This window comes from Nocardiopsis chromatogenes YIM 90109 (genome assembly GCF_000341185.1).
GTDB classification, from domain to species: Bacteria; Actinomycetota; Actinomycetes; order Streptosporangiales; family Streptosporangiaceae; genus Nocardiopsis_A; species Nocardiopsis_A chromatogenes.
The window spans coordinates 1-11,043 of the sequence record NZ_ANBH01000173.1 but is presented as its reverse complement, the minus strand read 5'-3'; the positions used below and the strand labels follow the sequence as shown (position 1 = coordinate 11,043).

Sequence of the window (11,043 nt, the reverse complement as noted above, 5' to 3'; positions counted from 1 at the left end):
CCCACTCCCGCCTGCGCGGTCGGCCCCGGCTGCCCCCCGGCCGCCGAACCGCCGGGGCTGTGGCCCTGGCGGGCCTGGCCATCCCCCCGCTCACCATCGGCTACCTCGGGCTGATCATGACCACCGCCGGGACGGCGCCCGGCCCGGTCCTCGCCGGGCACCCCCTGCCGTGGCTGGCACTGCAGCTCGCGACCCTGGGCGCCGCCACGGCGACGCTCACCCTGGGCATCCGGTGCCACCGTGCGCGCGCCCGGCTCGACACCCCCGCGAAGATCCGCCTGGGCTCGCTGTACGCCGGGACCGCCGTCCTGCTGCCCTGGGCCGCGTACTGGGGCCTGTTCACCATCTGACAGCCGATACGCGCGATCCGGCCGGAGCGGAGGGCGACCGGGGTTTCCCGTCCGCACGGCAGGGCCCCTCAAGGGCGGCCCCGCGTCGTTCAGGCCCCTCCCCCCGTGCTCGAACAGCCGACCGTACAGGACATCAGACCCCCGCGGCCTCGTCCCTGCCCTGGCAGGCCAGGGCGTCGGCCCGCTCGTTGCCCTCGTCCCCTGCGTGGCCCTTGACCCAGCGCCACTCCACCTCCAGGCGACCGGCCACCTCGTCCAACCGCCGCCACAGGTCGGCGTTCTTCACCGGCTCCTTGGACGAGGTGAGCCACCCGTTGCGCTTCCAGCCGTGCACCCACCGCGTGATCCCGTTGCGCACGTAGGTGCTGTCGGTGTGCAGGACCACCGGCACCGGACGCGTCAGGCTCTCCAACGCCATGATCGCCGCCATCAGCTCCATACGGTTGTTGGTGGTCTCCCCTTCGGCGCCGTACAGCTCCTTGGTGTGAGGGCCGAACCGCAGCACCACGCCCCACCCGCCCGGCCCCGGATTCCCCTTGCACGCCCCGTCGGTGTAGGCCACCACCGACCCGGGCATCTCGTTCTTCGGCATGCCGCGCAATCTACCGCCGCGGCCGGACCGCCCCCAGGAGCACCATGCCCCCCCGATACCTCCCCGGCGAAATCCTCGGCGCCCTCTACCGCCGCAAGAGCCCCGTCATCACGGCCACCGCCGGATCCGCCTCCATGCCCCCGCGCGGAGGCCTGCCCGCCCGCATGACCCAGGTGCGGTCACCGGCCACGGCGCCCGCCCCCGCCTGAGACCGGCGCAGCACTGTGGCCGCCGACGGAAGGGGGCGCCGACGGCCACAGCAGGACTCAGGCCCGCGGAGCGGCCGGGTCCGGCGCCGCGCCCGAGTCCGTCTCCAGGGCCTGCAGCTCCCCGAGCCGCCGCGCGCGCTCAGGCCCGCCGGAGACCTTGTGCAGCCGGTACGACCCGGGGTCGCGGCCCTCCTCGGCCATGTGCTCGACGGTGCCGCGGCACACCTTCTCCTTCACCCGCGCCCCGAGGCGGCCGCGGATGTGGAACCCCACCGCCACGTCGTACCGGCGGGAGAACTGGAAGATCCCGCCCTCCCGCCCCAGGCTGATGCACTGCCCGGCGAACACCTCGTTCAGCGGGGAGGGCCGCCGCCCGCCGATCCTGCCGAGCACCGTGTCGGCGGCGCGCGCACCCAAGGGGAGCGCAGCCTGGCAGCTCATCCGCAGCGGCATCCCCGAGGGCGCAGCAGAGTCCCCCGCGGCGACGATGCGCTCGTCGTCCACGCTGGTCAGCGTCTCGTCGGTGAGCAGGCGCCCGTCCGCGTCGGTGCTCAGCCCGCTGCGCGCGGCCAGGTCCGGCACGGCGAACCCGGCGCTCCAGACGGTCACCCGGCTCGGGAGCTCCCGGCCGTCGCCGAGCCGGACGGCGTCGGCGGCCACCTCCACCACGGTGGCGCCCGGCCCCTGCAGCACCGACACGCCGAGCTCGGCCATCCGCCGGGCGACCGTGCGGCGGCCGCGCCGGTGCAGGTAGGGGCCCATCACCCTGCCGCAGACCAGGGTCACGCGGCGGCCCTGCTCGGCGAGCTCGGTGGCGGCCTCGATCCCGGTCGGCCCGGCCCCGACGACCGTCACCGGCGCGGATTCGGGGGCGTCCTGGAGCGCGGAGCGCAGCCGCCGCGCCTCCTCCAGGCTCGCGAGGGGGAGGGCGTGCTCGGCGGCCCCGGGGACGTCCGGGGCGGCGCTGCCGCTGCCCACCGCGTACACCAGGTAGTCGTAGTCGACCGTCGTGCCGTCCGCCAGTGTGAGGCGGCGCTCGGGGGCGGCGATCCGCTCGACGGTGCCGACCACCGTGCGCACGCCGGGGGCGAGGACGTCGCGGTATTCGCGGAAGGCGTCGTAGCCGCCTGCGGCCTGCTGGTGCAGCCGGATCCTCTCGACGAAGCCTGGACGCGGGTTGACCAGGGTCACGGCCACGCCGCTGCGGCCGGTGAGCCGGTTGGCGGCCATGACGCCGGCGTATCCGCCGCCCACCACGACGGCCTGGGTCGTCTCGGTCACGGTGTACTCCCTTGCCTTGGGGTTCGACCTCAAGACGCCGGGTGCCCGAGCCCTGTGACACCGTGTGCGGCGCGTCACCCGTTCGGTGGGGCGAGGGCGGTGACGAGGCGGAAGCGCTCCAGGACGACGGGGGTCGCATCATCCACGGTGAACCCGGGAGCCTGGAGGACCGTACGCATCTGCTCGCCGTGCCAGAACCGCTCATGGTCCGCGCGCCAATCCGCCACGCTGGTGTGCCCCTCCCCTTCGGCCACCGCATGGGCGAGGTCCACATCCGCCAGCGGGACCACCCGCACGCCGGTCACCTCGACGACGGCGACCGGCCGGCCGCCCGAGTCGACGACGACCGAGCGGTCTCCCGCACGCGGCAGCGGCTCGCCTTCGCGCTCGTACTCGGCGGCCAGCCCTGTCGTGGAGGTCTTGGCGCCGCTGAGGACCGCGGCGACGAGCCGGTCGCGCAGTGGGCCGGGGAAGCCGAATTCAGCCCTGGGCAGCGAGGCGAGGGCTTCGGAAGAGGAGGGAACGGTCGGCATGCGGCCACCATAGCGGCGTACGGTCCGGGGGTCTGGGAGTGAGGGCGGCGTAGCCGCTCCTTATGAATGGGAGGTCGTGTGGGCACCCCGCCACCACTGGCTTTACAACGTAGATTTATACACGGAGGCCCCTCCGCCGGGTCGGAGGCATAGGCTCGTGAGCCCCGGCTCCGCACCTCCCGCCGGCGATTGGACGCCCGCCGTGCCCGCCCCGGCCTCCCGGCCCACCGTGCGCCGCATGCGCACGCTCGCCCTCCTGGAGTGGCTCAACGCCCTCGTCCTCTTCCCCGCCGTGGCCCGGCTCTGGCCGATGCCCCCGTCGGCGCCCAACCTCGCCGGGTTCGGGCTGCTGGTGCTGTTCCTCGCCGAGGGCGGCGCCTACTGGTGGCTCAAGTACCGCCAGCTCCTCGGCGGCCGCCGCCTGCCCGCGGGGCTGCCCGCCTTCCGCGTGCTGCGCATCGCCAACCCCCTCCTCCTGGCGGCCGGGGCCGCGGTGGTCGGCGCGGGGTTCGCCTCCGGCGCCCCGTGGACGCACACGTGGCCGGGCGCCGCGCTGTGGGCGTTCGCGGCCGTCGAGCAGGCCAACTACTTCCACCTGCAGCTCTCCCACGGCACCCGCGCCGACTGGCGGCACCCGCGCCGACTGGCGGCGCCTGCGCCGCACGGGCCGCCTGCACCCCTCCCACCTCGCCCGCGACCTGGCCCGGGACCGCTTCCGGCGGTGAGCCCGCGGCGCCGGTGCCCCGTCACGGCAGCAGCAGCACCTTGCCCCTGCCGCCGCGCTCCTGGGCGGCGATGATCGCCTCGCGCACGCGCTCCAACGGGAACGACGCCTGCACCGGGGAGGCCGCCGCCCCCTCCAGGACCAGCCGTCCCGCCTCGTCCAGCGACTCCTGGACCTCCTCTCGCGGCGCGGAGTGCACCCAGTCGCGCAGGCGGAACAGCGCGATGCGCACGTCGGGGCGCCTGCGGGCNCCCCCCCCGCCAGCGGCAGCCCCGACAGCAGCCCGTAGTGCACCAGGCTGCCTCCCGACCGCAGGGACAGGGCGAGCCGTCCGCCCTCCTCTCCCCCGACGGCGTCGAAGGCGACCTGGGGCCCGCCCCCGGTGAGCCGCGCCAGCTCCTCCGTCCAGCCCGGCCGGTCGGTGGCCACCGCCCCCGCCCACTCCGGGCCCGCCACGGCCGGCCGCGAGGCGCCGCCGCGCACCAGCGCCACCGGCCGCACCCCGCGCCGGTGCAGCAGCCGCGCCAGCATGCCGCCGATCGCCGACCCGGCCGCGTTCACCGCGACCGGCCCCGCCTCCGGTCCGGCGGCGTAGGCCCGGACCATGCGCACCGCGGTCAGCGGGTTGATGTAGGACAGCGCCGCCTGCTCGTCGGTCAGCTCGGGCAGCGGGCGGAAGCACCAGCGGGCCTCGGCGGTCTTGACCTGCTGCCAGGCGCCGGGGCTGCCGATGGGCAGCACCCGCTCCCCCTCCCGCAGCCCCTGCACCCCGGGCCCCACGGCGCACACCCGCCCCACGCCCTCGAAGCCGGGGATGTGCGGCAGGGGCGTGCGCGAGGGGTAGGCCCCGGCGATGGCCACCAGGTCGGAGGGGTTGACGGCGGCCGCCGCCATGCGCACCTGCACCTCCCCCTCCCCCGGCGGGCGGGGGGTGTAGTCCTCCATCCCGACCGCCTCGGCGGCCGGGCCGAAGCGGGTGACGACGGCTCTGCGCACGCGATCCCCTCCCCGGGGCGTTCGGTGCCCCATGGTGCTCGTAGTCGGCCCCCAACGTAACGACGGCGAAGGCCGATCGGGTACACAGGGAGTGGCCCCGCCGGTGCGCGGCGGGGCCCATGACCACGAAGAGGGCGCCCTGGGCGGGCGCCCGGCCGGAGGATCCCGACCATGCGCCTACGCGTCCCCTTCTCCGACGTCGACATGCACGGCAACATGCACAACGGCCGGTACGTCGCCTACGCCGAGGACGCGGTCAACGAGTTCCTGCGCGAGGCCGGGCTGAGCGCCCTGTTCGACCCGTCGTCGTCCCGGGCCGCCTACCACGTCAAGAAGGTCGAGGTGGTCTACGAGCGGCCGCTCCGCTTCGGCGACCCCGCCGAGATCGCCGCGCACGTGGCGCGCATCGGGCGCACCAGCCTGACCTTCGCGGTTCTCGCCCGGAACGAGGACGCCGCCGGGGGCGGGGCCGCCGCCCGCGCCGAGGTGGTGTGGGTGTGCGTGGACCCGCACACGCGCCGCCCGGTCCCGGTTCCCGAGCCGACCGCGGCCGCGCTGCGCGCCGCCTCCGCGCCGCAGGACGGCGGGGACGGCGGACCGGACGCCCCCGCCGACGGGGGCGCGGACGGGGGTGCCGCCGCCCAGGACGCGCAGGGGCCGGCATGACCGCGCCCGCCGGTCCCGCACCGGGGTCCGCGGCCGAGGAGCGGCACCACGCCGCCGAGCCGCCCGCCCCGGTGATCGAGCTGCAGGGGGCCGCCGTCGGCTACGACGGGCGGACGGTGCTCAGCGGGCTCGACCTGCGCCTGGCCGAGCGGCGCATCGGCGTCATCGGGCAGAACGGGTCGGGCAAGAGCACGCTCGCGCGGCTGCTGAACGGGCTGGTGGTGCCCGACCAGGGGCGGGTGCTCGTCGACGGCCGCGACACCCGCACCGAGGGGCGCAAGGTCCGCTCCGAGGTCGGCTTCGTGTTCCAGAACCCCGACAACCAGATCGTCTTCCCCATCGTCGCCGAGGACATGGCCTTCGGCCTGAAGAACCTGGGGCTGCCCAAGAAGGAGATCCCCGGGCGGGTGGCCGAGGCGCTGGAGTCCTTCGGCATCGCACACCTGGCCGAGCGGCACAGCCACCTGCTCAGCGGCGGCGAGAAGCAGCTGGTGGCGCTGGCGTCGGTGATGGTGATGCGCCCGCGCACGGTGGTGTTCGACGAGCCCACCACGCTGCTGGACCTGAAGAACCGCAACCGCATCCGCGAGGCGGTGGACGCCATGGCGCCCGCGGCGGTGGTGGTCACCCACGACCTGGAGCTGGTGTCCGGCTACGACCGGGTGCTGGTGGTGCACGAGGGCGGGATCGCCTTCGACGGGGCGCCCGGCGAGGCGGTGGCCTGGTACAGGGAGCACTGCTCGTGAACACCTCCCTGTACGTCCCCGGGACCACGCCCCTGCACCGGCTGCCCGCCGGGGTGAAGTTCGCCGTGCTCTTCGCCGCCGGGATCGGCCTGTTCCTGCTGGCGCACCCGGCGGTGCTGGGAGCGGCCGCGGCGGTGGCGGCGGGGCTGGTGCTGTCGGCGCNCGCTGCGGGCGCGGCTGCTGCCGGTCGGGGTGATGCTGGCGATCCTGTTCGCCGCCACGGCGCTGCTGCAGGACGTGCACACGGCGGTGGCGATGCTGCTGCGGCTCGCGGCGCTGATCATGCTGGCGCTGGCCGTCACGCTGACCACCCGGCCGGCCGACCTGCTGGAGTTCTTCGAACGGCTGACCGCCCCGCTGGCGCGCGTGGGCGTGGCGAACCCCGAGCGCATCAGCCTGGGCGTGTCGCTGGTGCTGCGGTTCGTGCCCGAGGTCTTCCGCCGGTTCCAGGAGATCCGGGAGGCCCAGGCCGCCCGCGGCCTGAAGGCCAACCCCGTCGCGCTGCTCGTCCCGCTGATCGTGCGCACGCTCAAGGCCGCCGACGACGTGGCCGACGCGATCGACGCGCGCTGCTATCCGCCCCCGCGCCGCCCCTCAGGCGGCGCCCGCACCGAGGAGAACCCCACGTGAACCGCCCCCAGGAACGCGGGATCACCACCCGGGACGTCGTACTCGTCGCCCTGTTCGCCGCGATCATCGTGGCGCTGGGCCTGGTCCCGCCGATCACGATCGGCATCGTGCCGGTGCCCATCACCCTGCAGACGCTGGGGGTGATGCTGGCCGGGGCGGTACTGGGCCCCGTGCGGGGCGCCCTGGCCTGCGGCCTGGTGGTGCTGCTGACCGCGATCGGGCTGCCGGTCCTGGCCGGGGGCCGGGGCGGGCTGGGCGTGTTCGCCGGTCCGACCGGCGGCTACCTGGTCGGGTGGATCCCCGGGGCGCTGGTGACCGGGCTGATGGTGAAGTACTGGGCGGCGCGGCTGACCCGCGGGTGGGCCAAGGCCGGGGCGATTCTGGCGGCGTGCGTGGCCGGCGGGATCGTCGTGGTGTACGCGCTGGGGATTCCGTGGCTGTCGGTGAGCAGCGGCCTGCCGCTGCGGGAGGCCGCGCTGGGCGGCATGGTGTTCGTGCCGGGCGACCTGATCAAGGCGGTGGCGGCGACGCTGGTGGCGCACGGCGTGGCCCGGTCCTACAGCATGGAGCTGAAGTGAGCCGCCGAGGGAGCGTGCGTGCGCGGGAGGCGGCTCCGTGCCGCTGAGTGCGCGCCTGTTGGAGCACGCCCGGTCGCGCCCCGGCCGGGCGGCCCTCGTCGTGGGCGGGGAGCGCGGCGGCTCCATCGACTACGGCGGGCTCGTGCGTCGGGCGGCGGCCGTCTCCGCGGTGCTGCGCGAGGTGTCCGGCCGCCGCGACGGGCTGCTGGCCGTGGGCGCGGGCAACTCCCCCGTCTTCGCCGAGCTGTTCGCCGGGGCCACCGCCGGGCGCGGGCGCTGCGCGGTGCTCGATCCGGCGTGGCCGCGCGCGCAGGCCGAGGAGGTGCTGCGGCGGCTGCGCCCGGACCTGGTGGCGGCCGATGAGGCGGGGGCCATCGCCGAGGCCGCCCGCGCGCTGGGGGTGCCGCTGCTTGCGGCACCGCGCGGCGGGGGCGGGCGCGACCCGCGTCTTGAGGCGGCGCTCGGGGCGGACCCGGAGGACGAACTGGTCCCCGGACCCGACGCGGCGCCGTTCCTGGTCGGGTTCACCTCCGGCACCTCCGGCCCGCCCAAGGCGTTCCACCGGACGCGGGGGTCGTGGCGGGCGAGCCTGCGCCACGGGGGCGAGGTGTTCGGCGCCCACCCCGACGACCGCACGCTGGTCCCCGGCCCCCTCTCCCATGGGCTGGGGCTGTACGCCCTCACCGAGGCCCTGTACGAGGGCGCGAGCTGCATCACCCTCCCCGGGTTCGACGCCGCCGCGGCCCGGCGCGCGCTCGCTGAGCACCGCGCCACACGGCTGGTGGTGGTGCCGACGATGCTGCGCGGCCTGGCCGACGGCGCCCTGAACGACGGCGCCCTCGACGGCGGCCGGGACGACCGCGCGTTCACCGACGTCGAGTGTGTGGTCAGCAGCGGCGCCCGCCTGGACGCCTCGACCATGCGCCGGGCCATGTCCCTGTTCCCGCGCGCGCATGTGCGCGAGTACTACGGCGCCTCCGAGCTGAGCTTCGTCACCGTGCGCCACACGCCGCCCGGGGCCGACCCGGCCGCCGAGCCCGGGGCGGTGGGATACCCGTTCCCCGGGGTCGATGTCCAGATACGGGGCGAGGACGGTGCGCCCCTTCCGCCCGGCCGGACGGGCACGGTGTTCGTGCGGGGGCCGCTGGCCTCCTCCGGCTACCTGTGGGGGGACGACGGGGAAGGAGAAGAGGACCGCGGCGCGGAGCGCCGTCCGCCGAGGGCGGTGGAGGGCGGCGGGTCGGGCTTCAGGACGGATGGGGACTGGGCCACCGTCGGGGACCTGGGGCGGCTGTCCGAGGACGGGGAGCTGCACCTGGCGGGGCGCTCCGGCGGCATGGTGATCACCGGCGGCCACAACGTCTACCCGGGCGAGGTCGAGGCTGCGCTGGTCCGCCTGGAGGGGCTGGACGAGGCGGCCGTGCTCGGTCTGCCCGACGACTACCTGGGGCAGGTGGTCGCGGCGGTGGTCTCCGGCCCCGGCTCCGAGGGCCTCACGCGGGCGCGGCTGCGCGCCGACTGCGAGGCCCTGCTGCCCCGGTACAAGGTCCCGCGCTGCCTGTGGGCGGCCCGGGAGTGGCCGCTGACCCGCAGCGGGAAGGTCTCCCGCACCGTTCTGGAGGAGTGGATCGCCCATGGTGACGCCCGGCTCGTCCCGCTCCCCGATGCCTGAGGACCGCCGCCCGGTAGTGCTCGCCGCGCTGCGCACCCCGGTGGGGCGCGCGGGCGGGGCGCTGGCGCGGGTGCGCGCCGAGGACCTGCTGGCGCCGGTGCTGCGCGCGGTGCTGGCCGAGTCGGGGGCGGCGCCCGGGGACATCGACGACGTGGTGGTCGGCAACGCCGCCGGGGGCGGGGGCAACGTCGCCCGGCTGGCGTCACTGACCGCGGGCCTGCCGGTGGGGGTGCCCGGGGTGACCGTGGACCGCCAGTGCGGGTCGGGGCTCGAAGCCGTGATGCAGGCGGCGCGCATGGTCGCGGCCGGGGCCGGTGACGCCTACCTGGCCGGCGGGGTGGAGAGCACGAGTACCGCGCCGTGGCGGGCCGAGCGCCCGGACCGGCCGACGGGCATGCCGCGCTTCTACGCGCGGGCCCGGTTCTCCCCGGAGGAGGTGGGTGACCCCGAGATGGGCGAGGCGGCGGAGAACGTCGCACGCGCCTACGGGGTGCCCGGGGAGCGGCAGGACGCGTTCGCGCGGCCCAGCCACAGGCGGGCGGTCGCGGCGGCCGCCGAGGGCAGGTTCGACGCCGAGACCGTTCCGGTTCCCACGCGCGCGGGCCGGGCGGTGGGCACGGTCGAGCGGGACGAGTGTCCGCGCCCGGACACCTCGGCCGAGGCGCTGGCGCGGCTGCGGCCGGTGTTCGCGGAGGACGGGACGGTGACGGCGGGGAATTCGTGCCCGCTGAACGACGGCGCGAGCGCGATGCTGGTGACGAGCGCGGCCCGGGCCCGCGCGCTGGGGGCGCGGACGGCGCTGGGATTCGTGGACGCGGCCTCGGCGGGCGTGGACCCGAACCTGTTGGGGATCGGCCCGGTGGAGTCGACGCGCCGCCTGGTGGAGCGGGTCCCGGGCCTGGACGTCCGGGCGCCGAGGATCGAGTTCAACGAGGCCTTCGCAGCGCAAGTGCTGGCGAGCCTGGACCGCTTGGGCATCGACGAGGAGTCCGTGAACCTGGACGGCGGGGCGATCGCCCTGGGGCACCCGTTCGGGGCGTCGGGCGCGATCCTGGTGACCCGCCTGTACAGCGCCCTGGTCCGCGAGGAGTCGGCCGGTGCGGGCGGGCAGGGGTTGGCGATGCTGGGCATCGCCGGTGGATTGGGGCTGACGGCCCTGTTCGAACACCTGGAGCTTTGACTGTTCGATTCCGCCGGGGCGGGCCTGGAGGAGGACCGAAGGGCCGCGGCCGCCCCCGGCGCCGCCAGTCGTATGCACGCTCGCCAAAGGCGGCGACGGCTCGACAGGTCCCCCGCTTCCAGGCCCCTGCCGGGTGAGTTCGTTCGCGGGTGCGGGTTCTGGCCCGCATTGCGCGGAGTGCTCACCCAGCGTAAGGGAGGCGACGCGAGTCCCGGGGCGACGCCCGGAACCCCCTCCCCGGCCCTGAAAGCTGCGGCCAGGGCCGCGCCCGCCGCGCACCCGCGAGCTGCCCTTCCCCCGCCCGAGGCACCGGAAGAGCACGAGCGCCTCGCGCCCAAGCAGGCCTGCCGAGACCGCCCCGGCCTGGAGGCCCTGACCGGCCACGTGCGCTCCTTCGCCCGCATGCCCACCAGGGACCTGGGAGGCGAGCGGCCGCAGTGGCCCCAAGCGGTGCGCGGCGACGACCTGCCTGCCCTGCGCACCTTCGCGGGCCTCGAACGCGACCTCGGCGCCGTCCGCGCCCGGCTCACCCTCCCCTGGACCTCTGGGGCGGTCGAGGGGCACGTCGACCGCATCGAGACGCTCAAACGGCAGATGTACGGACGGGCCGGTCGCGCTACTGCGCAAACGCATCCTGCTCGCCTGACGGCCCGTCACGCCGGGTGAGCACTCCACGCAACGTGAGCCAGGACCACTTCTCGTCGACGTACTCCGCCGGGCGTCGGCCCGCTGAAGTGCGGGGCAGGGCGGCCACGGTGAGAGGCGGGCGGCTGTTGCGGCAGTACTTTCGGCCGCCCGCCGGCCCCCTCGCGGTCCGGGAAGGCGGCGACAGGGTAGGCAGGTGGTCGTCCGCACTCGTGGCGGCCTCCGTCCCAGCCGCGCCCCT

The 11,043-nt window shown here is 76.0% G+C and carries 15 protein-coding genes and 1 pseudogene; 11 read left to right on the top strand and 5 right to left on the bottom strand.

Features of this window, described 5'->3' with window-relative positions; translation table 11 throughout:
* On the top strand, positions 1 to 350 hold a 350-nt coding region (locus D476_RS0118080), incomplete at its 5' end, for a hypothetical protein (RefSeq protein ID WP_204367001.1).
* A 133-nt stretch (positions 351 to 483) separates the two neighbouring features.
* On the opposite strand, the gene rnhA is transcribed toward D476_RS0118080, so the two are convergent.
* The gene (gene rnhA, locus D476_RS0118075) at positions 484 to 942 is read right to left on the bottom strand and encodes a ribonuclease HI (protein ID WP_017625339.1); all 459 of its coding nucleotides are present in this window, start codon (positions 940 to 942) and stop codon (positions 484 to 486) included.
* A 44-nt stretch (positions 943 to 986) separates the two neighbouring features.
* Here rnhA and D476_RS37990 point away from each other — a divergent pair, with 44 nt between their 5' ends.
* Positions 987 to 1,151, top strand: a complete 165-nt coding sequence (locus D476_RS37990) for a hypothetical protein (protein WP_017625338.1) — start codon at positions 987 to 989, stop codon at positions 1,149 to 1,151.
* Between the two features lie 57 nt (positions 1,152 to 1,208).
* On the opposite strand, the gene D476_RS0118065 is transcribed toward D476_RS37990, so the two are convergent.
* Both D476_RS0118065 and D476_RS0118060 read right to left on the bottom strand, forming a co-directional pair.
* Entirely contained in the window at positions 1,209 to 2,432 is a 1,224-nt protein-coding gene (locus D476_RS0118065; RefSeq protein WP_017625337.1) for an NAD(P)/FAD-dependent oxidoreductase, read from the bottom strand.
* Positions 2,433 to 2,506: 74 nt separating this feature from the next.
* Positions 2,507 to 2,965 (bottom strand): ASCH domain-containing protein, encoded by a 459-nt coding sequence (locus tag D476_RS0118060; protein WP_017625336.1) that lies wholly within the window; start codon positions 2,963 to 2,965, stop codon positions 2,507 to 2,509.
* Positions 2,966 to 3,203: 238 nt separating this feature from the next.
* Between D476_RS0118060 and D476_RS33725 the strand changes: the two genes are divergently transcribed.
* Positions 3,204 to 3,764, top strand: coding sequence for a hypothetical protein (locus tag D476_RS33725; RefSeq protein ID WP_239648744.1), 561 nt, complete (start codon positions 3,204 to 3,206; stop codon positions 3,762 to 3,764).
* Here the strand turns inward: D476_RS33725 and D476_RS39140 are convergent.
* A complete protein-coding gene (locus tag D476_RS39140; protein ID WP_017625335.1) occupies positions 3,712 to 3,921 on the bottom strand; it encodes a zinc-binding dehydrogenase in 210 nt (69 codons plus the stop codon). The two genes, D476_RS33725 and D476_RS39140, sit on opposite strands and share 53 nt — an antisense overlap.
* A gap of 150 nt (positions 3,922 to 4,071) precedes the next feature.
* Here D476_RS39140 and D476_RS39135 point away from each other — a divergent pair, with 150 nt between their 5' ends.
* Complete coding sequence (locus D476_RS39135; RefSeq protein ID WP_017625334.1) at positions 4,072 to 4,284, top strand: hypothetical protein; 213 nt, start codon at positions 4,072 to 4,074, stop codon at positions 4,282 to 4,284.
* Positions 4,285 to 4,433: 149 nt separating this feature from the next.
* Here D476_RS39135 and D476_RS39130 read toward each other — a convergent pair.
* Positions 4,434 to 4,583 (bottom strand): annotated as a pseudogene (locus D476_RS39130) (alcohol dehydrogenase catalytic domain-containing protein); the annotation flags it as partial.
* A 273-nt stretch (positions 4,584 to 4,856) separates the two neighbouring features.
* Between D476_RS39130 and D476_RS0118040 the strand changes: the two are divergent.
* The 7 genes from D476_RS0118040 (at position 4,857) to D476_RS40150 (ending at position 10,823) form a co-directional block, all read left to right on the top strand.
* Positions 4,857 to 5,351 (top strand): acyl-CoA thioesterase, encoded by a 495-nt coding sequence (locus D476_RS0118040; RefSeq protein WP_017625333.1) that lies wholly within the window; start codon positions 4,857 to 4,859, stop codon positions 5,349 to 5,351.
* Positions 5,348 to 6,097 carry an energy-coupling factor ABC transporter ATP-binding protein gene (locus D476_RS0118035; protein ID WP_017625332.1) on the top strand — a complete coding sequence of 250 codons (750 nt, stop codon included), beginning with the start codon at positions 5,348 to 5,350 and terminating at the stop codon, positions 6,095 to 6,097. The genes D476_RS0118040 and D476_RS0118035 overlap by 4 nt, the downstream gene beginning before the upstream one ends.
* Before the next feature lie 195 nt (positions 6,098 to 6,292).
* A complete protein-coding gene (locus tag D476_RS33715; RefSeq protein WP_017625331.1) occupies positions 6,293 to 6,727 on the top strand; it encodes an energy-coupling factor transporter transmembrane component T in 435 nt (144 codons plus the stop codon).
* On the top strand, positions 6,724 to 7,305 hold the full coding sequence (locus D476_RS0118025; protein ID WP_017625330.1) for a biotin transporter BioY: 582 nt from the start codon (positions 6,724 to 6,726) through the stop codon (positions 7,303 to 7,305). Before D476_RS33715 ends, D476_RS0118025 begins: the two co-directional genes overlap by 4 nt.
* Positions 7,306 to 7,342: 37 nt before the next feature.
* Positions 7,343 to 8,977 carry a class I adenylate-forming enzyme family protein gene (locus D476_RS0118020; RefSeq protein WP_017625329.1) on the top strand — a complete coding sequence of 545 codons (1,635 nt, stop codon included), beginning with the start codon at positions 7,343 to 7,345 and terminating at the stop codon, positions 8,975 to 8,977.
* Positions 8,940 to 10,157 (top strand): thiolase family protein, encoded by a 1,218-nt coding sequence (locus tag D476_RS0118015; RefSeq protein WP_017625328.1) that lies wholly within the window; start codon positions 8,940 to 8,942, stop codon positions 10,155 to 10,157. The genes D476_RS0118020 and D476_RS0118015 overlap by 38 nt, the downstream gene beginning before the upstream one ends.
* Positions 10,158 to 10,334: 177 nt before the next feature.
* The gene (locus D476_RS40150) at positions 10,335 to 10,823 is read left to right on the top strand and encodes a hypothetical protein (protein WP_152529380.1); all 489 of its coding nucleotides are present in this window, start codon (positions 10,335 to 10,337) and stop codon (positions 10,821 to 10,823) included.
* Positions 10,824 to 11,043: the final 220 nt, after the last annotated feature.